General features: G+C 39.3%; 19 protein-coding genes. 7 read left to right on the top strand and 12 right to left on the bottom strand.

What is annotated here, in order from left to right:
* Nucleotides 1-28: 28 nt before the first annotated feature.
* From GGR21_RS13205 to GGR21_RS13215, 3 genes are read right to left on the bottom strand one after another with little or no spacing between them, the layout of a single operon-like run.
* The gene (locus tag GGR21_RS13205) at nt 29-502 is read right to left on the bottom strand and encodes an AraC family transcriptional regulator (RefSeq protein WP_183307707.1); all 474 of its coding nucleotides are present in this window, start codon (nt 500-502) and stop codon (nt 29-31) included.
* Nucleotides 499-1,440: a helix-turn-helix transcriptional regulator gene (locus tag GGR21_RS21050; RefSeq protein ID WP_183307708.1), complete on the bottom strand. Its 942-nt coding sequence runs from the start codon at nt 1,438-1,440 to the stop codon at nt 499-501. Before GGR21_RS21050 ends, GGR21_RS13205 begins: the two co-directional genes overlap by 4 nt.
* A 9-nt stretch (nt 1,441-1,449) precedes the next feature.
* On the bottom strand, nt 1,450-1,854 hold the full coding sequence (locus GGR21_RS13215; protein ID WP_183307709.1) for a VOC family protein: 405 nt from the start codon (nt 1,852-1,854) through the stop codon (nt 1,450-1,452).
* 373 nt (nt 1,855-2,227) lie between these two features.
* Between GGR21_RS13215 and GGR21_RS13220 the strand changes: the two genes are divergently transcribed.
* The 3 genes from GGR21_RS13220 to GGR21_RS13230 all read left to right on the top strand — a co-directional run bounded on the left by GGR21_RS13220 (nt 2,228) and on the right by GGR21_RS13230 (nt 5,527).
* Nucleotides 2,228-2,542 carry a hypothetical protein gene (locus tag GGR21_RS13220; protein WP_183307710.1) on the top strand — a complete coding sequence of 105 codons (315 nt, stop codon included), beginning with the start codon at nt 2,228-2,230 and terminating at the stop codon, nt 2,540-2,542.
* A 477-nt stretch (nt 2,543-3,019) separates the two neighbouring features.
* Entirely contained in the window at nt 3,020-4,975 is a 1,956-nt protein-coding gene (locus GGR21_RS13225; protein WP_246348076.1) for a hypothetical protein, read from the top strand.
* A gap of 309 nt (nt 4,976-5,284) precedes the next feature.
* Nucleotides 5,285-5,527, top strand: coding sequence for a hypothetical protein (locus GGR21_RS13230; protein WP_183307711.1), 243 nt, complete (start codon nt 5,285-5,287; stop codon nt 5,525-5,527).
* A 44-nt stretch (nt 5,528-5,571) separates the two neighbouring features.
* On the opposite strand, the gene GGR21_RS13235 is transcribed toward GGR21_RS13230, so the two are convergent.
* Complete coding sequence (locus GGR21_RS13235) at nt 5,572-6,552, bottom strand: hypothetical protein (RefSeq protein ID WP_183307712.1); 981 nt, start codon at nt 6,550-6,552, stop codon at nt 5,572-5,574.
* A 433-nt stretch (nt 6,553-6,985) separates the two neighbouring features.
* Nucleotides 6,986-7,978 (bottom strand): helix-turn-helix domain-containing protein, encoded by a 993-nt coding sequence (locus GGR21_RS13240; protein WP_183307713.1) that lies wholly within the window; start codon nt 7,976-7,978, stop codon nt 6,986-6,988.
* A gap of 193 nt (nt 7,979-8,171) precedes the next feature.
* On the opposite strand from GGR21_RS13240, the gene GGR21_RS13245 reads away from it, so the two are divergent.
* The 4 genes from GGR21_RS13245 to GGR21_RS13260 all read left to right on the top strand — a co-directional run bounded on the left by GGR21_RS13245 (nt 8,172) and on the right by GGR21_RS13260 (nt 12,452).
* Nucleotides 8,172-8,726 carry a bacteriophage terminase small subunit gene (locus GGR21_RS13245; RefSeq protein ID WP_183307714.1) on the top strand — a complete coding sequence of 185 codons (555 nt, stop codon included), beginning with the start codon at nt 8,172-8,174 and terminating at the stop codon, nt 8,724-8,726.
* A 654-nt stretch (nt 8,727-9,380) separates the two neighbouring features.
* Nucleotides 9,381-10,067, top strand: a complete 687-nt coding sequence (locus GGR21_RS13250) for a hypothetical protein (RefSeq protein WP_183307715.1) — start codon at nt 9,381-9,383, stop codon at nt 10,065-10,067.
* A gap of 2 nt (nt 10,068-10,069) precedes the next feature.
* Entirely contained in the window at nt 10,070-11,689 is a 1,620-nt protein-coding gene (locus GGR21_RS13255) for a hypothetical protein (RefSeq protein ID WP_183307716.1), read from the top strand.
* A gap of 142 nt (nt 11,690-11,831) precedes the next feature.
* Nucleotides 11,832-12,452 (top strand): NAD(P)H-dependent oxidoreductase, encoded by a 621-nt coding sequence (locus GGR21_RS13260; protein ID WP_183307717.1) that lies wholly within the window; start codon nt 11,832-11,834, stop codon nt 12,450-12,452.
* Between the two features lie 58 nt (nt 12,453-12,510).
* Here the strand turns inward: GGR21_RS13260 and GGR21_RS13265 are convergent, their stop codons facing one another.
* From GGR21_RS13265 to GGR21_RS13295, 7 genes are all read right to left on the bottom strand, one after another.
* On the bottom strand, nt 12,511-12,870 hold the full coding sequence (locus tag GGR21_RS13265) for a cupin domain-containing protein (protein ID WP_183307718.1): 360 nt from the start codon (nt 12,868-12,870) through the stop codon (nt 12,511-12,513).
* Between the two features lie 126 nt (nt 12,871-12,996).
* Nucleotides 12,997-14,112, bottom strand: coding sequence for a LacI family DNA-binding transcriptional regulator (locus GGR21_RS13270; protein ID WP_183307719.1), 1,116 nt, complete (start codon nt 14,110-14,112; stop codon nt 12,997-12,999).
* A 107-nt stretch (nt 14,113-14,219) separates the two neighbouring features.
* Entirely contained in the window at nt 14,220-15,980 is a 1,761-nt protein-coding gene (locus GGR21_RS13275) for a pectate lyase family protein (RefSeq protein WP_183307720.1), read from the bottom strand.
* Between the two features lie 57 nt (nt 15,981-16,037).
* Complete coding sequence (locus GGR21_RS13280) at nt 16,038-17,993, bottom strand: fibronectin type III domain-containing protein (protein WP_183307721.1); 1,956 nt, start codon at nt 17,991-17,993, stop codon at nt 16,038-16,040.
* A 17-nt stretch (nt 17,994-18,010) separates the two neighbouring features.
* On the bottom strand, nt 18,011-19,948 hold the full coding sequence (locus GGR21_RS13285) for a RagB/SusD family nutrient uptake outer membrane protein (protein WP_183307722.1): 1,938 nt from the start codon (nt 19,946-19,948) through the stop codon (nt 18,011-18,013).
* A gap of 13 nt (nt 19,949-19,961) precedes the next feature.
* The gene (locus tag GGR21_RS13290; protein WP_183307723.1) at nt 19,962-23,156 is read right to left on the bottom strand and encodes a SusC/RagA family TonB-linked outer membrane protein; all 3,195 of its coding nucleotides are present in this window, start codon (nt 23,154-23,156) and stop codon (nt 19,962-19,964) included.
* A 60-nt stretch (nt 23,157-23,216) separates the two neighbouring features.
* Nucleotides 23,217-24,800: a pectate lyase gene (locus GGR21_RS13295; RefSeq protein WP_183307724.1), complete on the bottom strand. Its 1,584-nt coding sequence runs from the start codon at nt 24,798-24,800 to the stop codon at nt 23,217-23,219.
* Between the last annotated feature and the right edge of the window lie 93 nt (nt 24,801-24,893).

Consider the following 24,893-nt stretch of genomic DNA (forward strand, 5'->3'; position numbering starts at 1 on the left):
TTATCTTACTAAATTAAATGAATGAATTTTACTTCACAGGAATACACAGATTCACTATCCATGGAGCATCAGCATCCTGTGTATCACCGGCGCAACTCATATACAGTTCATAGTGATCGCGGGTGTCACATTCATACCCTTTTTCACTTAAAACAGTATATACATTCTGCCAGGCTTCATTGTACTCAGCCATTGTCACCTCTACCTGCATCACGAAATACTTGCCTCCGCTTATTGTATAATCTTTCATTCCTTCGCCGGGTTCAATGCCTGAAAGGTTTTCCAGACAGGCTTCTGACCGCAACTCTCCGGCAGGAGTACTAGCCGGATCATCATGGTAAACACCAGCCATTTTGGGAGAAGCGGCCCAAAGATTATTTGCTCCTGCCCATCCGGCCAATTTCTCAAATGCGCCACAAATACCTGAATAATCTCCAATGTGTGAGATCGCAATTGTTCTTACCGGATCAAGATTCTTTATTTCTGTACTATTAATTTTCATAAGTCTAATTTTTGAATGATTTGTTTTATAATATCTTTTATTTCAACAGGTTTAACCACCGTTGTTGTGTCGGCATTTGCCAATACCCACCTTGCCAGGCCTTCGAGAGAGTAAGCCATGAAGGTTTGTTCTATTTTGTCATCTGCAAGTTCTTTCTCCGCAGTCAATCCCATATAATGGCACCTGTCGGCAAAATGCTTAGACACCTCTTTACTCGTATGCAGAACCACTTCTATCAGACATTGAGGAGCATCGCATTCAAGAAGCGAGTCTAAAGGCGGATGTACTTTCGTATGTTTGTTAGCCGTTATTTTTATATTACCAATACGGTTGAGCCTGAACATCCGGTATTCTTTCCGCAAGTGACACCAGGCCGAAAGATACCAGTGGGGATGCGAATAGCTGATACCGACAGCTTCCAAAGGCCTTCTACTCTTATGGTCACCGGCATTGGTGTAGTCTATTTCGATAATCAGCTTTTCATTTATACTACTCAATATTACTTGCATCAGGTTGGGCAGGCTTTCACCTGCATTACGGCTTTTGTACACAGCAATGGAGTCGTCCATATCGTAGAGATATTTTTTATCTACTGCCCGCAAAGCGGCACGGATCTTATCCATTCCCTGACGAAAATAGTTACTGTTCTGGGTATCGGTAAGCTGCTCGATAATCTTTTCGGCGGTAAGGAAAGCCATCGCTTCCTCCTTTGTGAACATCAATGAAGGTAACCTGTAACCTTCAACTAAAGAATAACCGACTCCCGAATTACCGCATATAGGCACTCCTGCTTCCGACAGGGTATTCATGTCACGATAGATGGTACGCAAGCTGACCCCGAAACGTTCTGCCATTTCAGAAGCCTTAACAATCGGTCGCGACTGTAATTGCACCAATAGTGCCGATATGCGGTCAATCCGGTTTAAGTCTTTATCCACTCTGTTATCTTATTCTATAATCAATGCCCAAGATACGCCAAATTTATCTATAATTTCAGCATATAGTTTAGCATAGTCGGGCTGACAAAGTTCGCATTTTATTTGTCCGCCGGCAGATAATTTTGCATAAATGTCTTTAAGTTGTTGATCTGTATCGCAAAATACAGTGATTGTATGCCCTAAAGAACCAAAATCGGCCTTTGTACCGGGCATTGTATCTGCCACGCTAATGGTGCAGCCATTAAAGGTGAGGCAGGAATGGATTATTTTGTCCTTGTATTCTGCGGGACATTCCATTTCCTGATATTCTCCATAGCGGTAGATTTCTCCGACAGTTCCGTTAAATACTCCGGCGTAGAAGTTTAGTGCTTCTTCCGCATTGCCGTTAAAGGCTAAATAAGGTTTAATTTTCATATTCTAATATTTTTAGTTTAACTACAATGCAAAAGTATTATGCCGATTTGACAACAGTATGTCAACAAGTTTTTGAGTATATAAGATTTTTATTAAATAAGTTTAGTTTATGCGAATCAGTAGTTAGATTTAATCGTTGGATTATTACTAACGCGCCAGCCTGCTTGTTTTCTTTCAACTTTTTTCTTGATAAAAAAGTTACAAAAACTAATTAAGATTGAATACACTACGTTCGGTAAATTTCAAGCAAGCTTGGCTTTACTCTCACTTAAACGTGTATTTCAAGGCTTCATTCCTCCGGCGACCCAAAACCGGCGTTGCGGCTGAACAAAAAGAACTCGCTCATCAGCAAAGCTAAATACGAATCTTATACTTGAGCTCGGACAGCTTTTTGTTCTACGCCTCCACTGCCGGATTGGGTGCCCCGCCTGCGGAACGGATGCCGGAGTCGCAATGCGACGGCAAGGATTACTCTGCCTTGAGGTGGCTTTGCCCGGTGGCATTGATCCGTAGTGCGGGGCACCCGTCAGGCGAGAGGGGCGTGAAATGGAAAGCGTCCGCAGGACAATCTTTCCATTTAGCTCCTGAGCCTGTAACGGGTCGCACGAAGGATGAGCCACCAAAGCGTTTTTGGTTCCTTTTGCGGCTTTGGGAAAAAGGAACACAAGCAATCTTCGATTGCGCGTAGTTAAAAATAATAGAACGATTAAATTTAACTACTGATTCGCAAAGTTTATATGTGAGTATCAAATACAAACATATGAAAACCAATAATACCATTTTGTCAAAAAAACAACCCCAATGCCCGGATTAATATTTCGATCACACAAATGTAACATATATTGAAAATCACCCTTAAGCCAGTCAGCTTTTTAATCAATAAATGAATACATCCAGATTTATGATTATCAGTATTATATCGACTCTATCATTCTTTTCTATTTACATTTGCCAACAACATATATACAACGCAATTAAGTAATCAGAACTAAATTTTAATAGAATAAAAGCTCAATATTATCTATAATGATAAGAAATATAAAATCGTTCAATGTCCTGGAGCACGGGTAGTTTGTCTTTATTTGTTTTTTTTAATAATAGCTTGGGAAAGTTTTTATTAAAGCCGGGACATTGAATATTTTATAAACAATCACAATTTAATATTATGAAGACAAAAATATTTGCCCTACTTAGCCTATTCCTTCTTATAAAAGGAAGCATGAATTCTTATTCACAAGTGACGATAGGATTAGGAGAGTCTCCCGAGAAATATGCCACATTACAAGTTAAAGATAAAGCAAGGGAAGTTTCAGCATCATTAGACGGAGCCACAGCAGACAAAGGAGGAATATTATTACCTCGTGTCGAATTGCAAAAAAGATATCAGTTATTGCCCTTTGTCGCCCAGGATATAGTCGATGCCAACGATCAGGATTATCAAGATGCAAAGCTAGTCCATACCGGACTGATTGTTTATAATCTTACGGAGAATGATGATGAAGAGCTTTGCTTAGGACTAAACCAATGGGATGGGGAAAAATGGAATTGCTTCCAGACAAAACTGGGAAATGCCACTGCAATTTTGGGAAACTGCGATTCGCTTACATTTACGGGACAATATCAAAGCAATGTAGCATTAACTTCAGCCAACTACATGACAATGCCATTGCATGTAAAGAAAGCAGGAGCATACACGATTACAGCAGCGCCCAGTCCTGACAATGGCTATTATTTTACTGCTTCAGGTGTGTTTTTAACTGCTGGTTATTACTATCTGACGATACCAGGCACCGGCATGCCGATAGATTATACTCCAGTAAATTCTGAAGGAGATTTAATAAAGATATCGTTCAATGGTAACTCGCTGGAAACCTGCGATCCCTTACGTATAAAAATAGAAGATTCTTCGAAAAAACCTCTATATACGATGAATTGCAGTTCGGTCAGTGTCAAAGGCGTATATAAAATTGACATTCCACTGGATAATACTAATTTTATCGACATCACATTAAATGCAGATATTGAAGCGGTAGGTTCTACATATACCATCGAAACCAATACTGTAGATGGTATATATTTCAAGGATTCGGGGCTTATAACGGGGATATCGCAGCCGGTCAAACTGATGGGACACGGAATACCCACAAGTTTAGACAACAAAGAATTTACTATAACATCCAATAGCAGCAAATCTGTGGCAACATGCCATGCCACGGTTGTTATGGTTATCCCTAAAAAAAGAATATATACCATCGGGCACGATGCTACTTTCGGTTATAATCTTGCCGCAGGAGGGGGAGCCAGAAAGGTGCTGACCGCTCCTGCAAATTTTGGGACAAATGAATCCAGTATAGTGAAAACCGATATGGAAAACTATACTTTCGTGATCAGTGACATTACAGGTGATGTTGCCAACTCGGTAGTACAGCAAATCAAAGATGAGCTGGCAAACAATAAGCCCGATATTCTATATATCACTCAGGATGTTTATATCACAGCGATAAATGGCTTGGCAACTTCAATAATTGATTACCTGAACAAAGGTGGCGTCGTTGTATGCATGTGGGAAGCCAATCCCTACCTCAATGGCGGAGCCCAGATATTATTCAGGCAACTATTTGGAAACCAAACCATCACACAAACGAAAGGAATTGGCGCGTCCGGCGGTTCCGTTTATACTTTCTCAAATGTGAACGATGAAATATTAAACGGCCCGTTTGGTGATGTCAGGGGCAAATATTGGGGAGAAGATGCCTCATGGGCTATGACATTATCTAATCTGCCTGTAGGAGACCTTGAAATTTACACTTATGCAACTGATTATGGCAAAACGGGTACAGATGCCCCGGACCCGGGCAATGTAATAGCATTTAAGCATAAGAAACTGAATCTGATATATGTGGGTGACGGTGGGTTTACTTCTTCTCCCAGTGGTGTTCCGGGAGGAAGTAATCTGATTTGTCCGTTCTATTGGAATACCAATACCATGGCTCCTATTCCTAAACCAAATTATGGAGCCGGTACGACAAAATATGATGTTTACAACTCCCAAATGTGGTGTAACGTTATGGCATGGGCAATAAAACAAGCTCAATTTAATGGAATAAACACAATAAAATAATAAATATACCCTATTAAAAAAATACTAGACTAGATCGAACTATCTATATTGCAAAAACAAATTAGTGTAGTGTTGTAAAGTTTGTGTAAAGTTTGAAGCCCTGTAGGTCGTGAGATCAAACAGGGCTTTTATATTTATGTGAATCAGGAGTTAGATTTAAATGTTCAATTTTACTAACGCACCCTCCGGGTTTGTTTTTCATTTTAGCATTGCCCAAAACGAAACAAAAGGCTAGTGCCTGGTTCCCCGCCGACCTGTCATCGGCTTGCCGGCTAAACCAAATAAACTCGCCTGCGGCTCAGACAGTATTTGGTTTCACGCCGTCTTCACCGGACAGGTGCCCGTCGTAGGAACCTATGCACGGAAAGCTGCCGCACGACAGGGGATTACCCTGCCTTGAGGTGGCTTCGCCCGGTGGCATTAAGCCGTAGTGCGGGGCACCCGTCAGGCGAGAGGGGCGTGAAATGGAAAGCGTCCGCAGGACAATCTTTCCATTTAGCCCGTGAGCCTGTAACGGGTCGCACGGAGGATGAGCCACCAAAGCGTTTTTAGTAGTATAAGAGAAATGAACAATTATTTATTATAATTATAATAATTCATAAATACACAACCCGCTCTTCCTTCAGTTTCATGATGGTTTCCCGTTGTTTTTTGAAAAAAATAGAACGGCTGAATTCATTACATTGTGTAATCAGTGTAGAATATTTTTTTAAAGACAGCATCCATTTCTTTTGAACAGAGCAAATATTATGATTGAATATGGTCACTGGTTCTGTCGAATTTATCCAGATCACAAAACATGTATTATTTTCATTTTCCAGAAGGATACAATTAGACTCGATATTCAAAGAGGATAAATAAATATTGACTTCCGAACCAGATTTGTAATGCCCTGTTGTTGCCAGAACCTCCAATTCATCCACAATCTGTAATAATTCTTCCTGCAAAACACTCAATTCATCATCATTAATCATATTCCTCTCGTAATAATAGCTGATTTCCTTGAGGATCGGTTTTAATATATTCGGGTCCAAAAGCAGAGTGTACTTACTTATAAGTGTGCCATTATAAATAATTCTCTTACTTTCCGACACAATTGATGAAGGCATTTTGAACTCACTGAATGTCAATTCTGTGAAATATTCCTGCCGCTGGTGATACCATTTATAGTATTCCATCTTGGTAAGATTCTCATAAGCAGCCGTATATATATACGGTAATTTGTTTGTTGCCGCTATGATTGTCGAACCTTTATCTTTCCTCATTTTCTCCAGTAATTGATTTACTTTGTATCTTGAACCCAGATACAGATCCTGGGATGCTAACTGAGAATCGTTCCTCTTTTCAGCAACTTCATCGTTTTGATTTAGCTGGCCCACAATTTCATCTACCGAGAAACCTATACTTGAAGATAGGAGCATAACTTCTTCGAAAGTAAAAGGTATTTCGTTTCTGAGTCTTCTGTATACCGATTGTTTCCCCAGATTCAACAGGGACATTAAGAGAGGGACAAGATCTTTTTCATTGCGAATGAAATTGCGAATTGCCAATATTAGTATTTCGTTTGAGTGTTTCATTATATAATCCTAATACATTAAAAACTTATCAGCTAAATGAACACAAACCGTGGCTATGGAAATAAGTGCTAAAATATCTTTGTAGAACAATATTATGACTTAGCTGATAATATTTTTTGATTCAAATTGTTTTTTGTCTTCTTTACTCTATTACAATTACAAAGAAATAATCTTTAATAGATATAAATATGTATATTACCGACAATTACACCCAAATCAATTATCAATTATTGATAAAATAATACTTTATTTCATATCTTTATCTTTTATGTATGAATTTGCAATCAAGAATGATCCATAAAATCCCATTTTACACTAACTAAAATACAATACATACAAATATATACAATGATTATCATTTTATGATAATAATCTTTAACATACGGGTAAGAAGTTGATTCCGGCGGCCTATCTTATAGCCTGTTTCTCAAATTTAGTGTGCTAATATTATATCCTTTCCCACATTTTCTATATATTCTTTTTGCCGGTCAAGATATTGCACACGTTGAATTTCATTACTACCGGTAATGAGAGTTGAATACTTCTTTAATGAATCCAGCCATTCTTTTTGTATATTACATATCCTTGGATCTGTTATTGTCATCGGGATTTCTGCATATGCCCAGAATTTGACTATCGGTTTATCATTATACTGCATGTATGAGTAATTTGTTTCTATGTTGAAAGTAGACAGGTAGCAAGTAATCTGTGTGCCAAGATCATCTCCTTGCGACATATGCCTCTCTATAAAATTGATTAGTTCAAATAGTTCGGATTGCAGTACAGATAAATCAGACGCTGTGATGAGTTTTCTTTTATAAAAATAGGTTATCTCTTTGATCATCGACAATAGCGTATTATCATCAATGATTAACTCTATATTATTGATTTTTCTGTAATTATTTATATATTTTTTCATCAATACTTTATTGTTCAGATCTAAAGAGACTTTAGAAAATTGCAGATTGAAAGATTTAGGGTCTTGCAGATGCCTTACTTTGAGATACCTGAATCTGGTCAGATTTTCATATCTTAATAAAAGGCTGAGAGGAATCTTATTTCTGGCTGAAATAAGAAGTGAATCCGGAGCATTAGCTACTTCATGTATGTCATCAACCATTTTAGACGTAAAGTCGTTGTATAAATCTATGATATCCAGTTCATCTTTAAGAAAAGACTCCATATCCAGAAATGTACCTTTATGATGATGCTTTCCTATAATTTCATCCAAAGAGAAGCTCAGGTTCAAAGCAATCTTCATAACTTCTTCAAAAGTAAACGGGATTTCTCCTCTCAATCTCCTGTATATTGACTGTTGCCCAATATGCAATATTTCCTCGAGACGTGAAATAATATTCTCGTCATTCGACACATATTTTCTGATTGTTTCTATTAACCTGGCATTTATATCTTTCTTTTCTTTCATTGTTTTTTATTTATAAACATCCGATATCCCATATTGTTTGTAGGCAATCACTGAATCTAAGTATACGAGTCCGATATAGTCTTTTCATCAAAATCAAGGATGTTTATCTATACTGGAAAACGGCCACCTAACCCCCGTAGGGGGAATAGCCTCCCCTGTGGGGAAGTTGGAGGGGCCTCTAAAAACAAAAACTATGGCTAAGTACACAGAAGAACTAGTATCGGAAATCATCTCATTGATCGAATCCGACATTTACACAGTAAAAGAACTATGCATGGTGGCACGTATTTCCCGTGAAACCTACTACCAGTGGCTCGACACCAAACCCGAGTTTAAGAAAGCGGTGGATGAAGCCATGCGCCAGCGGGACGAGATGCTGGTGTCGATTGCCCGTGCTTCGCTTCGCAAGAAACTGGAAGGTTATACACTGGAAGAAGAAAAAGTGGTGTATGAACCCGCCAAAAGCAATCCGCATGTACAGATAGAAAAATCACGGGTAGTAAAGAAGAAACAATATCCGCCGAACTTAGCGGCAATCAAGTATGTGTTGGAACAGGAGGAAAAACGCAAGGAGAAAGAAGCGGCAGAAAAGCCGAAACTACGGCAGCAAATTATTTATGTAAATAACCAGCATGAGGCCGACTTGTTTATCAAACTGGATAAGCACCTGAATGGGGAGGACAGCCAGGTCATCAGGATGGCAACCGAAGAGGAGAGGAAGAGAATTGAGAATCAGAGCCCCCTTTAGTTCCCCCGGCGGGGGAAAACAGGTCCTCCCCTGCGGGGAGGTCAGGAGGGGCTTGATTTTGTCAGGTTTGTCAGGTTTTTGGAAAGCTTTCTGCATATATGCTAAAAAAGCTCTATTCATAATTGACTCCGTCGAACATTGTTCCTTTATTTTTCATCAGGTTTCAGCTTTATATTGGCAATTCTACATTACGATTGAAAGATAAAACACAGTTGCATTTTCAAAAGATGACAAAATGTGATTTTATTACAACATTTCAATGTAGGACCCGGCTTATATTATACATTATTGATTCGATCATAATCAATATTGGACAATATTGTCACTGATAAAAAACAAGACTCCATTCTTATTTAAAATATGATAAAAATAAGATCAGGATTGTCTCAAATATATCAGCTTATCTTTTTTATTTTCTTTTACTTCGTCTTCGCAAAGTAGGGTTGACAAACAGAATTATATAACATATAAATGATACAAAACTCACATCTTCACAAAAAATGGACAACCATTTTTCCACCATTATTTTTTTAAAAAATATAATTTATTCCCTTTTATAAAATAGAAGAGGAGTGTTGGTTTATGTAGCATTTAACCATGCCAATTAATTGTAGTATTAAAGTAAAACTTAACTAGGATTTAAAACTAAATTACATGAAACAAGCGATTTTTAAACTTAAACAGCAGACATTCAGAATTGCATTTTTATTTATTACCGTGTGTTTTTTCGTTGTGTCAGGCCAGGCTCAGGTGACAATCGGTTCCAGCGTTTCTCCTCATGACGATGCTTTACTGGATCTGAAAGAAACTGATGGCGGAACATCAGGCAAAGGGCTTTTGTTGCCACGCGTTTCCTTAACGTCATCACTTTTAGCTTCACCAATGGTTTCTCATGTAGAAGGTATGACTATTTACAACGTGGCTGCAACAGCTGATGTGACTCCGGGTTACTATTACAATGACGGCAACAAGTGGGTACGCCTTGCTATAGAAGACCCGGCATCATCTAAATTCTTTTATATGCCATCTATTGTCCTGCCCACAGACCCTGACAGTCCGGAATATGATCTTAATACCGAAACCTTTACAGTCGATCTGTACAATGCTTATGCCACACAGTTTGACATGATGAATCCAACCAGTTCGGTATCCAATGCTTCGGCAACGACATCCATTCCGGTACTATCCAGTACCGATTTAGATTATTATGTGATCTACTACGATAATGATGTTTTCGAGAATGTACAGGTCACTGATGCCGGCGTGATGACATATAAGTTAGTCTCAGGCTACACGATTACCAAAAAGACATTTATGAATATAGTATTTAAAGAAAAGTAAGGATGAAAAGATATATACTTACTATAATAACTTTTTGTGTCTTTTCTCAATTGTGGGCACAAAAAGAATTGAGCAACTGGTTTTTTGGGAACAATGATGCATTGACATGGAATTCCAAACGTAGCCTTTCGGTAAAAGGCGTAGCCGGAACCCCTGATGCCGTGTTGAAGGGAGTCCCCGAAGAAATCAAAGGTTCGGTACTAACAACTGCCGAAGGCTGCTTTACAATGTCTGACAAATGGGGAAACCTGCTTTTTTATTCGGATGGTTCTACCGTATGGAATAAGGACAACCAGATAATGGTGAATGGCACAGGGCTGGGAGGTTCTTATACTTCGGCTCAATCAGGAATTGTCATTAATTATCCGGGAAGTTCCACTAAGTATATTGCATTCGCAGTTGATCAGTGGTATAGAAACACATTGAATTACGCAATAATAGACATGTCCCTTCAGGGAGGACTAGGAGAAGTAACAGAAAAAGGCACACTCGGAGACAAAGGGGAGCATCAGGGCCTGCTTGGCGAAAGCGTATCAGCCGTCAGACATAGCAATTTCAAGGACTTCTGGCTCGTGGCTCCGGGTAAAAGTACAGCTCCGGGGCTGCCTACCTACATGAATGTATGGAAAATAGATGAGACAGGAATATCTTTTTCCGGAGCATCTGCGTTCAACCTCGATACCAGCGAAACTTCTACTACCAGCCCTACTTCTACCCAGGGAATAGCCATTAATGGCTATTTGACTTTCAATGCCCGGGGTAATAATTTTGTATGGCCTCTTGCAGCATTCGAGGTTCCTGTAATAGAAGAAATTACAGTATTCGGAGAATTCAATCCTACAGATGGGACATTCGGAACTATTAAGTATTTTTCTCCCGGAATGGGTTACGGAGCAGAATTTACCCTCTCCGGCAAATATGTGTATTTACCTTCGATACATGATGGTGATACCCGCAGGACCTATTATCCTTCCCCTACATATATAAAAATATATGATTTTGAAGAGCTTCTTTCGGCTTCCGATCCAGATGCCGTCGCTCCTTATAAAGAGATTATAACAGATGTTCCCGCTCAGGGAGCTGCCCAAATGGGTATGAACGGACGTATCTACATTATATCGAACGGATATTATAACGATATAGATGCCGTGACCGGCAACAGACAGCCTAACGGAATGGTAATTATCGATAATCCGGAAGAAGTTGATAATCTCAGGATATATTATGCCGATAATATACTTTCAAATCCCTCTAACTATACTAGCGGTTTACCCACTTTTTCAAAATCATGGTTATATGTGAAGATAGAAGGAGAGGAACAACCATGTAGAGGAACCATCCAAACATATACTATCGATTTGGATGGATTTGCTTCAAGTGCCGACTTCCTTATCTGGGATTGGGGCGATGGAGTACGTTCTGCACAAATCCCGGTCTCATCGGGCAGTCAATACTACTCTGCCAGTCATAAATATGATGCAGCCGGATTTTACTCCATTTCGGTTGAGGTATACAGTAACGATGACCCCTCCTATCCGACACATCTATATTCCCACGAAGTAGAAGCAATAAACTGCGGAATATACGTAAACCCGCATCTGCAAACAGTAATAATGCCATAGACGATACCATACCAAAGCGGTGCAATAAATGATGTATAATGCATGAAGAAAATATTATTTGAAAGAATAGACTCAATGGAGCAGATAGTCGAACAAATACTGTTAAATTTGAGTTCTAATAAAAACATATAATATAGATTTCATGAAAAAAGTACTCATAATAAACGGTGGCCAACATTTCGCCCATTCGGGAGGAAAGTTCAATAAAACTCTGACCGGATGGACCCGTTATTATTTCGAAAACCAGTTGGGAGCAGAAGTTCTGATAACTGATATCAATGATCCGTATACCCCCGAAGAAGAAGTGAAAAAGTATGTATGGGCAGACCTCATTGTTTACCATACGCCCATATGGTGGTTTCAGCTACCACACAAACTGAAAGAGTACATAGATTATGTTTTCACAGCCGGACATCAGAATGGGATTTATAAAAATGATGGGAGAAGCCGTTCGAAAGATAACCCTAAACTGCATTATGGCACAGGAGGACTGCTCCACGGAAGGAAATATATGTTGACAACAAGCTGGAACGCACCGACAGAGGCCTTCACGGTCAAAGGGGAATTCTTTGAACAACACAATGTCGACGAAGTATTGATCGGGGTACATAAAATGAATCAGTTTGCAGGATTATCGCAAGCCGAAAGTTTTCATTTCCACGATATGGAAAAAGAGGTTACACCGGAAAAGATAGAAGAGTACAGACAAGAATATATCAAACATCTTGAGAATATCTTCCCGTTAGGGGCAAGGGGTTTATAAAGAACAACATATATGAAAAAAGTAACAAGAATTCTCTCTGCCAGTTCTGCTATAATTTCTACTCCTTTATTATCGTTTCATACATATCTTCCCTTATCGGGCTAAATATTTCCAGCAATATACCTTCTTCGATACAGATACATCCATGCAGAATGTCGGGCTTTGCATAATATGCATCTCCAGCTTGCACCCTAACTGTTTGCCCATCCACAATGGCATCGAATATACCTGAAATAACGTATGTCGATTGAGTATGAGGATGCGTATGCAATGCCCCAACTGCTCCTTTCTCAAAAAAGACTCTCACTGTCATAATGTTATTATCATAAGCGAAGAATTGACGGGTAATTCCCTCTCCTGCTTTGTATATTGTTTCTTCTTTTCCCCGAAAAAAGGTTTTGCTTTGTATCTTATTCATATATTAATATTAAGTAAACTTTTATATTTAATTTCGGACTTAGAAACCATAACTATCGATTAGTGTTGTATCTGGATGATCAAGGAGTATTCAACGATACTAATATGAGTCTATAAAAAGGAGACCTTATTCTGTTAAAACCGAAGTTGTATTTTCCTGCTCTACATTTTCTTTTATATTACTCGCCACATAATAGTCAACATTATACTTATTAAGGACATCCATCGAGAATAGATTATCTTTAATTACAGGCTTTTTCTTGAAAACAAGAAAATTAATCAATGCTTGCATACCTTGTTGTACATGTAATGCTGTGCGCTCGGCTATCAGTACCGAAATATATCCGTTTCTTAGCCCTTCCATATTTTTCTCAAGCATATCAAATCCTAAAAGCTTTTTATCTTTTATACCGCGCATTTCCAGCCATTCCGATATAATATAAGCCCGGGAATTCAAAGTTATAATATGTTTTACCTGCGGATGTTCACTAAAAAATGATTCAAATAGTTTGATATTATACATGAAATCGTAAGGCATCATCGAAAAGTCGTAAATTTTACACTTTAAACCATGCTCCTCAATATATGCCAGAAAACCCTTATGGCGGTTTATCATCGAATCATTAGGCGCAGCACCTCCTCTGTCAACATTAAAGTTCACGATTTCCGGAATTTCTTTTCCATCAAAGACCAGATGTGCAGCAAGATAACCACTTGCATACAATGGCATCCCATAATATGCCAGATAATTACTGTTATCCAGTTTGGTATCAATATATACTACAGGTACAGATAATTCTGATAGTGTCGAAACCAAAGCACTGGCTTCTTTCTTATAAATAGGAGCTATGAGCACTGCATTTGGATCTAAGGCTAACGTGTGCGAACACGCCTTACTGAATGATCCAACGTCAAATTGATTATAATAAATGATATCAATATCGATGTGGATGTTTTTATTCTGTTCAAGAGATGCCATTATACCATCATACACCATTTCCCAGTAATCACCTTTCTGAAAGTAGGGCATAATAGCTATAATCCTGTACGACCTCTTTTGCGATAGTATCGAGGCATATACATTTGGCATATAACCAATTTCCTTTATAACCTCTAATACTTTCTTTTTGGTTTTTTCAGACACACCACTTCTATCATGTAAAACCCTGTCTACCGTTCCTTTCGAAACCCCTGATAGACGGGCAACATCATCCATAGTTGCAAATTTTGAATTGTTCTCCATAATTCAGATATTTTAAACTAAAAGCATCTCATCTCTTTTTCATTTTTCAAAATTAACAAAAAAAAGAACTACAACCTAAAATAACGTGTTCGTTTACGAAAACTCCGTTAATTACCGACAATCTTTGTTGCTAATGAGTGTAAATATATCTCAATATTCGTATATTTTCCATCTGGATCTAAAGACCTAGCAACGCCATCGTTTGCATCTGATGGATTTAAGCCGTTTGCTGTTTCCCAATCATCCGGAATACCATCGTTATCGCTATCGACAGGTACATTTTTTGTCATGTATACCGGCCAGCCACCAACAGCCGACTGAGTATCTATCAAACCATTCTTGCTAGGTACAGGCCATGTCTCATTTGGTATTCCACCTACCATATAAGTGGCTATTCCGGCATAGGCATCACTTGTAGCTCTACTATCAACTATATCGCGAGGCCATGCTCCTGCTTGCCGAAGAACAATATCAAATGCCTGCTGTGCAGTGTGTGTTACCGTATGTAAATTACCAGACATGCCATTGATAGTTAGTTCTGCAAATAAAGGCATAATTGGGGTTGCTCCATCGTCGTATACATCCACACCCAACCAGTTATTGTCATTTATCCCATTGGGGTTCCCTTCGTAGATATTACCTGATATATAAAGTTGCGGATGCCCTGCATTAGTAAACGTCCCGTCATAATTATCTATAATACCATAGGTACGAATAAATTTTTTCCGCTTAGATGAGGCGGGACCTTCTTTATAGTAATTATTTACCATATTAAATTTTCCACCTTCGCCGCCATAACTATTATTTCCACCCCAATTATATATTACATTGTTCCTGAAATCTACATTTCCCCTATATGATGCTTCCGGATAATCATTTGTATACACATTACTATGGTCAAAGCGGGGGTTGCGACTATCGTGGCAAGATAGCAAATTGTGATGGAACGAAGCATTTCGACCACCCCATATACCGCCATAACCGTGCGCGCTTTTCTTATCGTGAACAGATTGCCGCAAACTTTCGGTCAAGATACACCATTGCATAGTGAAGTTCTCGTTAGCATAAAAAGATGCGCACTCATCGGTGCTCCAGCTCATAGAACAATGATCGATAATTATATTCCGACAATAACGTCCCCAAATTGCATCATTCACTTCACCCGACTCATCTCCAAAACGGAATTTCATAAAACGGATAATTACATTATCAGAACGCACCCATAAGGTGTTATTTTTCAGACATATTCCATCTCCCGGAGCCGATTCTCCGGCAATAGTAACATCACCTTTCATCAGATTCAATCTCCCTTTGAGTGCTATCACACCCGAAACTTTGAACATTACGATACGGGGACCATCCTGATTCAACGCCCATCGCAAGGAGCCTTGAGGTGGTGAATAATAATCATCTTCGAGGTTGGTCACATAAATAACACGACCTCCCCTCCCTCCTGTTGTATACCTTCCTCCACCTTCAGCGCCGGGAAAAGCGATCACTTTTTCATCTGGACTAATAGAAGAGCTCTTTATATTAAAGTTCAATGTCACAGGTTTAGCTTGCGTATCTCTTTGATCTTTTACATATATAGCATATTGTTTCAAACCTAACTCATCAGGCAGGCGGGTACGCAGATGCTCTTCAAAATCGTTTTTCAATGCTGTGCTATACAAGTAAGGTGGATACCCACCTCTTACTTTAACATAGTCAGTAAAATCGACCCATGCTCCAGCCTCGGCTTCGATAGCTGAAACTGAAACCTTTTCTACAATGATCTCTCCAACCTCATTATCTTCTTTATTATCGACCTTACAGCTAAAAAATAAAGAAATTATAAATATCACAAATGATGTTCTGATATATTTCATAATGATATTCTTAGAGAAAAAGCCCCCATTTCAGGGGGCTAATATTCCATGAACAAATTACCACCTGGAGTCCCCTATATTTTTAGTGGTCATTTCGGCATCTTTTATTTTGAAAGATGCTCCTGAAGCCACAGGATTCACATTCGGGCTGACAAACAAGTCTTCCGGCGTTCCATCGTATTCAATCATATTGTTATTTGCAGGAGCAAGTGCATTATTAAATAAAGGTGTTTGACCTTTAAAGAAATAACTGTTTTCAATATTGAGTTTTGCACTTGTAGCAACATAATCTACAAATTTATAGCCTGTACTACCAAAATGTAATATAGTATTCTTTATATTTATATTTGCATTATTGCTCTTTGCCGCATATATAACTGTATTCTTACCAACATTGATATTGTAAAGCGTACAGTTTTCAACATTCACATTTACAGGTTCAGCCACCTGTCCCAAACTTATTATACCTCGGGCAGTATTAGCAGATGTACAGTTCTTCACTATGATATCATCAAATACCATATATATTTCCGAAGCTGATACCTGAACATATGTGAATTGGGTATTCCCGCTATGACTGTAGGTAATTATATTTTCAAATACACATTTACCTATCCGGGCATTGAATCCTGCTGTCCGGGCTTGTATAGTCATTATTGTTGAACTAGCTGACGAACCCGACGCCAGATTGACAACACAGTTCTCCATACGGATTTCTCCAATATTAAATTGTCCATTTGATGATGTTACTGTACCCTGCATTAAATATGCATCACAATTGAAAGTTATATTCTTAAATACTATACGATCATATGTACCTTGCAACAATAAGTTTTTCTCCATTTTAACAATTGTTGTATTGGGATTCTCACCCATCAGCACAAGATTTTTTGATACGATTCCTGTACTTGCCGTACTTGTGAAATTATAATTCCCCGGAATAAGGAATAGTGTATCAGGACGATTTTCATCAACAATAATCTCGCGTAGATCGCCATCTTCCGGTCTTACAACTCTCATATTTTCCGATGGAGCTTTAGGTGTAGTCATCTCTGCCTGAGCAACTAGCGCTTCATCGTTCAGCAACTTAACAATATATGTCGTTCCAGCATCCAATCCTGTGATATCCTTGCTTTTCGCTAACAGGTCGGCTGGAAGAACCGGCTCTGTTATCACCGGAGTATCTTCTCCCGATTTGGTAAATGTTATAGATGTTATAGTCGGTACCATATACAACTCCCATGTAAGCGTCATATCGGCCGTTACTGGATTGGTTGCATAATTCAATTTAGATTCTCCCTCAACACTTGGGATAGGTCCATCTTTTGTTACAACCGGACAAGAACCACGCTCTTTGGTATCACGGTACAAACGGATCATATATTCTGTGCTTACTTCCAGTCCGGTATCTACTACTTTTTCCTGAGCTGCAGCTTCTTCCGCCGAAACCGGATAAGTAATAGGTGCACCATCCTCATGAGTAAATGTTATAGAGGTTATCGCCTCCGGTTCTACACCTTCTTTGCCCCATGTCACGGTTACAATAGTTGTCACAGCAAGGGGATCGAGCATATATTGCATTTCTGCAACAGCTTTTATATTCTCGATAGCAGGTTCGGACAATGTACTGCTGCTAACTACATCCGAATAGAGTGAGGATGCAGGGCGGTCACTACCTGATACCCCCCGCACTCTGAAATAATACTTGGTATCTTCCAACAGACCATCTATAATACATTTGCTTGCAGTAATTCCATCGACTACTGTTACACCCTGAGAGAAATCTTCTGTGAGACAGTACTCAACCTCGAATGATGGTGCTGTTGCCTGCCACGATAATTCGACAGAGCCAATAGTAACAACACCAAATGTCACTTTCAGCGGCTTTAATAACCTCGACAGTTCTATCGAATTCAGTTCATTTTGCAGATCATCGGCGCATGATTGCAGACAGAAAATTCCTGTCAGAATGGCAATTCCACCGATAAGTATATTTTTTATAATTCTTTTCATGTTGAATCAGTTTAAGATTAATAACCCAAATCACTGTTAGATAAAGCTCCCTGACTATTTGTTATAATAGTACGCGGTAGCGGACAAACCAATTGCTTATCTGGATTATTCAGATAAATACATGTAATATATACATCCCGTAACTCTCCGCTAGTAGAATTGGAATTTATCCATGGAGTAGCCTTCTCCAGTGGTTTCGCGTTACCACTAGGGTTCCAATGTATCCATCCGTTAGCAGCCATCCATGCATCAAGAGCATTTTGATCTATTATCAAATCGCCGGATGTACCGGGGGCTATCTCACCTCTGTTAAAACCATAGTAGACTATTTCGCGCTCATCCGCAGCATTCGATTTATATTTCCAGAATACATAACCGGGAACATCGGCGTATGCTCCGCTAAATGAACGTAATGCACGCATATCATCCATCACCTTATCCATATTTGTTTTCAACAGATTCCAGCGTACCAGATCATATTTACGAATAGTTTCTCCTACAAATTCCAACCGGCGTTCATTTTGTATCGCCTGCAAAAATGCTCCTTTAGATGCACTTTGAGACTCGACATATGCCATTTGTGACACGCCCCCATAACCTCTAGTACGTACCCTGTTGAATGCTTCTTTTGCTCTGTTTGTGGGACCATCTAGCTGATTTTCAGCTTCGGCAAACATCAACAACACATCAGCATAGCGAATTATAATAGGCGTAATTCCATCATTTGTGTTTGTAGATAACATCCCTTTACTCAAATCTATCCATTCTGCACGTAATTTACCCGGGGTCATACGCCTTACAGTTGCCAGCTCCTGTTTTCCGTTAGCCCAACGAAATGGAACAACTGATATATCGCGTCGTTTATCTTCCTTTTCATAATCGTAGAATAACGTAGGCACAGCACCATGAGTCCCTCCCTGATAAACAGAAGTATAGGGATCACTACCCGATGCGGGACTACCACTTCCTCCTGCTCCGGCATGTATTACCCCAGCCGCAACCATCCAGTTGCCTCGTTTATTGTAATTGAAAGGCAGATTGAATAAAGACTCACCACCAGCATCCAGTTTCACCTGGCAATTATCTTTAAATATCTTTTCAAATTCATTTTCCAACACAAATCCTTTCCCTTCATTCTGTATTATATCCCAGCACTCGTCGCGAGCGATAGTATATGTTTTTTCGATAGTAAGATCCGGATCATTACTTAATTGAGCTGTATTCATTTCTCCATAGACATGATAGCCATAACCTCCTGCAAAGAGTGCGATCCTTGCTCTAAAGGCCTTTGCCGCAGCTTTGTTTGGTCTCAATATAGTCATAGTTTCGGCTGTAGTTCCAGCCCAAGGCATCAACTCAGCTGCTCGCTCCAAATCTTTCAACAACTGCTTAAATATCTCATCTCTGTCGGTACGGCCAATGTATAGATTATCCGAATTGAGAGGGATAAAACGGGCAGGTATATTGCCATACCAGTTCACAAGTTCGAAATAGAGCCATGCTCTCAGAAATAAGGCTTCACCCAACAAACAGCCTAATTTGGTATCTGGCATCGGATTACCATACATTTCTAATCCTTCTATACATAAGTTGGCGCGTTCGATAGCCGAATATGCTCCCGACACAGCCGTTCCCATAAAATCATCCGACCCTTTATTATTATATACAGCAATAGTACGATGGGTATCGGTTTCGGTTAATCCACCATAAGAAGCAAGGTGCATTTCAGTATCGTTATTCAATCCCTTGTATGGCCATAGACGACCATTGAATGCGCTATAATTAATTTGTTCATATATTCCCATAACGGCAGATTCAGCTAACGTGGGATCGGCAAATATCACTTCCGATGTTAATGACGACTCGGCGTCTGCATCAAGGAAATCATCAATACATGACGATAATGAGATCAATGGAAGACTTATAATCAGTAAGTATAATAATTTCTTTTTCATAATTTCGTCTGTTTTAGAAATTTAGGTTAAGCCCTATTATAAAACCTCTGGTTTTAGGATATGAAGAATAGTCTACGCCCGGAGTCAATGGTGTTGTACGACGTGTATCAACTTCGGGATCGAAACCGGTATAATCAGTCAGGCAGAATAGATTTGTACCTGTCACATAAAAACGCAGGCTACGTATATTATATCTGGATGTCAACTTAGCGGGTAATGTATAGCCTAATGTCAACGTACTCAATCTGAGAAATGAGCCGTCTTCTACCATCCACGACGAGACAAAACGATAACCGGTAGCAGGCGACCACATGGTTGTATTAGCATTCATCTCATCAAGCAGAGCCGTATCCGTAACCCTGTTTCCCTGATCATCGATACTTCTCCATCTATTCTTGGAGTCCATATTTGTAAGCATATTCAGATACCTATATTTTCCTGTGGAAGAATATAAACCCTTATTTACATTCAATACTTTATTTCCATAAGAGTAATTAAAATTGGCATTCAAATCAAAACCTTTATAACGCCCATTAATAGAGAATCCTCCTGTTGCTTTGGGCAGAGTACTTCCCAATACCTCACGATCTTCTGCCGCTTCAATTTTTCCATTTTCATCCAGATCTTTAAATTTCACAGCTCCTGGCCCCCAACCGGAACCAGCTATATAGGAGTTGTCCACGACTCCTTCATTTGGTTGCCATGCACTACCAGTCCATGTAAAATCAGATGCTGCATAACGGCCATCAGCTACATATCCGTAAATTTGCCCCAGAGGTTCACCTTTTCGTACAATGAAATCGTAGTCGATCTCGGTAGAAGCCCATGATGAATATGCTGTAATTTCATCTAATCCACCCAAGTCTGTCACCTTGTTTCTATTCATACTAACATTAAATGAAAAATCCAGTCCAAAATCCTTATTATCTACAGCAATAACATTCACACTAAATTCAAGTCCTTTATTCTGGGTACTGCCTAAGTTGCGATATTGGTCTTTATAGCCCGATCCGCTTACAGGAAATCTAATCAGCAGATCATCGGTGGTATTAAAGTATAAATCGACAGTCCCACTGATCCGTCCACTCAAAAAGCCATAGTCTAGTCCGACATTACGTGTAGTAGTAGTTTCCCATTTCAAGTTTTTATTGGACATAACGTTTCCTTTCGTCCAATAAGAAGTTGATGTTGAAAATGGCAGAAGTGCTGTTGTCTGCGACGAATATTGAGGATCGGCAACATCCTGAGGAATATTGTTATTCCCCGCCAAACCATAGCTGACACGGAGTTTTAGATTATGAAGCCATTTCGTATCCCTCATGAAACTTTCCTCATTGATACGCCATCCTGCTGCAACCGAAGGAAAATATCCCCATCGATTTCCCCTCTCAAACCTGTTTGATCCATCGGCCCGAAATGTTGCTGACAGCAGATAACGGCTGTCGAAGCTATAATTGGCACGGGTAAAGAACGAAAACAGTTTATCCGGTTTTTCGTAAAAGTTATTTGTAGATATGGCTGTTCCCTGTGTTGTTAATTTAAATGCTTTACGGGCATCAAAACTTTCGGGGAAACCATCAACATTTGTTGTTAACAGCCGTCGCTCACTTGTTACTAACTCCTGACCTAGCATAAGATTCAATGAATGGGTTTTAGGCAGGATATTTTTGAAATCGTATTCCAGTGTATTCGAATTAATTAGCTGTTTCCTATCAGTGTTGATTATCCCTATCGCCGGCTTGCCTGATATAGAAGAAGTGCTACGCGAATAATATGTTGTAATACCAAAGAACCGCTGGTCTTCATATTTCTGTAAATCCAAGCCTACATTTGTCCTGAATTTTAGATTGGATATAATATCCCAACTAAGCCCCCCCTGAAAGCTTAATGTTTTGCGGTATTGGATACGATCATTATCAGCTATATATTGCGTTGGGGTAAATAAACCACTGTTATTATAAAAATCCTCATCATCAATATCATCTCCCAATGCTATGTTTTTCAACGGAATCGGACTATATTGCATTACATATTTCATACGTGGGTCACTGCTACGCCCGCCACTCTGCTCATTAGTCCCGGCGCCTTCTACTTTCATATCCGAATACCGGGTATTGAAATCGAGTGATACCTTTGATGAAACTTTATGATTCATTTTGAATGAGAGATTAGTACGACGGAAATATGACCCAATCATTATCCCTTTGTTCGTTTCATTAGCCACATTAGCCGAATAACGCATTCTATCGGTACTACCTGAGACTGTTGCGTTATAATTCATAATTCTGGCCGTCCGTCCTAGTACAATTTTTTTCCAGTCATTACCTGTCGCACCTTTGTAAAGTTCCATATCTTCAAATGCGCCGAAATAAGGTTCATACATCGATTCTGTATTTTTACGATAGACCGACTGTTCATATTGCCATAGAGCATATTCATACGGATCGAGTACATCCGGGGCATTAGTCATTTTCCGATACCCCAGATAGCTGTTTACTGATACGTTAAATCGGCCTGATTGTGCACTTTTTGTTGTAATCATCACAACTCCATTTGCACCTCTCGAACCATATATAGCTGTAGAAGAAGCATCCTTCAACACATCAATAGAAGCAATATTGGATGGAGTCAGATCGGTGATAGACGATACAGGAAAACCATCGACTACATATAGTGGGGTATTATCTTGTGTTATTGAACCTCCTCCTCTCACATTGATCTTTATTTCAGCATCAGGAGCACCGTCTGTTGTCACAACCTGCACTCCGGCCAACCGCCCGGTTAAAGCTTCACCGATTGTCGATACCGGAATCTTCTCTAACGCTTCAGAGTTGATAGACGCAACCGATCCTGTCAAATCGCGGCGCTTTACCGTACCGTAACCGATAACGACAGTAGGATTCATCATGATATGATTATCCTGCATAGCCAAATTCAAGCGTGTTTTGCCATCAAGGGGGATTGTTTCTGTCTTCATTCCGATAAAAGAGAAGACTAAAACCGCCTTTTTAATATCAGATACTTTTATACTATATGTTCCATTGTCATCCGTTATTGTTCCAGTCTGCGTTCCCTGAATTACAACCGTTACTCCCGGAAGAGGAGCCCCTTCAGTATCTGTTACTGTTCCGGTAACCTCCTGCGCCGATAGCAGAGATGCAGAAAACAAGAAGACCAGAAATAGAATTAATCGTTCAATTTTGATCATAGTTTTATTGATTTAAGTGTTACTTTATTTAATCAGATTGTGTATATGTCTGTTCTTCAACTAGTCCGTTTTCAGAAAACAAATAAGGTCGAACATGTTTTTAATATATGCTTTACAGGATATCCCAATAACAGGTTCTTCGGGCTGAAAAATTGCTGTATTGAATTTCCCGTACAAAGTTTCCCGATACAAAGCCGGTGCCGTATCATCGCTTCTCCCCTCCCCTATATATGGGTTGGAAATATACGTCAGAGGTGCAGGCCAATATCCGGTATTATTGAGTGATGCTACAAGCTCCTCTGCTTTTTGTTTATCTACTTTCGATAAATCACCAGAATAATATATGGGCAACTTATTATCCTGAGGATTCATAAATGATGACTTTTTAAGTATATCTTCAACCGGAGTCAATTTAATTATTTCGTATTCTTTTCGCAATTTATCAATGTTAATCACTACGACTGATGCATAATGCTCTATCACATTCTCCAGACTTTGGTCGAAATAATATGAACCATTGTTTACATGAGAACCTTTTCTATGTAAATATAAAGGTGTATGTGTACCCGGTTTTAGAAAACGAGGGCACAGAATTTGTCCTTTACTTATTCTTTTCCCAGATTTGTCTATATCTGCTTGACTTAAAGCGACTGATTGCAGAAAATCTAATGCATCTGGTATTCCTGATAAGAACTTAGAATCGCCTGTCATTTCATAATATTGTATCAAATTCCTGATACAACTAACCGTTCCCGATGTTGTTATAGCAGCAGGCTCAAATTCACGTGCCGATGTGGGTTTCATATCCAATGTATACTGGTCTGCCCAGCCAGCGGTAGGATAACCTTGCTGAAGATTTTTCACACAATTCATAGCCCTTACCAAAGCATCGTATGCACGGGCGTCTCCTAATACATGATAACAACGTAGTAAAAATTCAATATTGTCGTCAATTACATCATCATTTAATGTTATACAACTTGTATAATCCGGTTCACCATTCTTACCCGGATAATCATACATCAACGGATAGCGTTGCGGCCATCCACCTATTGCAAACTGGCTTTCGAGAATGAAATCAACAGCTTTATCAAGTGATGATTTATAGCGTGGGTCAAGCTTTTCCATATACATACGCATAATGAAATTGGCTGCATCGGAAGTAACACTATCATCAAATGTAGCATTCCCGTAATAATGATTAAATTCGCCACACCCCCAGGCATTTTTACCTATTGTAGCATACCATTTTTTCAATGAGGCTTCGCCTGCCAGATCGAATAGATAGTTCCATCCTCCGCAATCCAGTTGTCCAAATACTAAAACATTGGCAACTTTTTCTGCCATCTGATAGTAATATTCATCACCTGTCGCATGATAGGCGTCGAGCAATATATTCCCGACGGCCGGAGTCCCTGGTGACTGTACCCATACCGATGTAGGATAAGCTTCCAATTCACCCCATGCACGTGAAAAATCCGGTAAATAATTCCACAAGAAACCACCTTGACGGCTAACCTCATCCATCATGAAAACAGTAGCACGTTTCATCGCGTCTTTTGTGTTTTGCTCCATTTTGTCCTTTTGTGCAAAAGACAAGAGAGAGAACATTGCAAGTAATATCAGTAGTAAATGTTTCTTCATCAATATTTAGATTTTCAATAATTTAAGCTAACAGCAATACACAACCCACCCCTAATCTGCCAGAAATAATATCTGTCAAAATTATTCATTATG

Source organism: Dysgonomonas hofstadii (genome assembly GCF_014196915.1).
In the GTDB taxonomy this organism is placed as follows: Bacteria; Bacteroidota; Bacteroidia; order Bacteroidales; family Dysgonomonadaceae; genus Dysgonomonas; species Dysgonomonas hofstadii.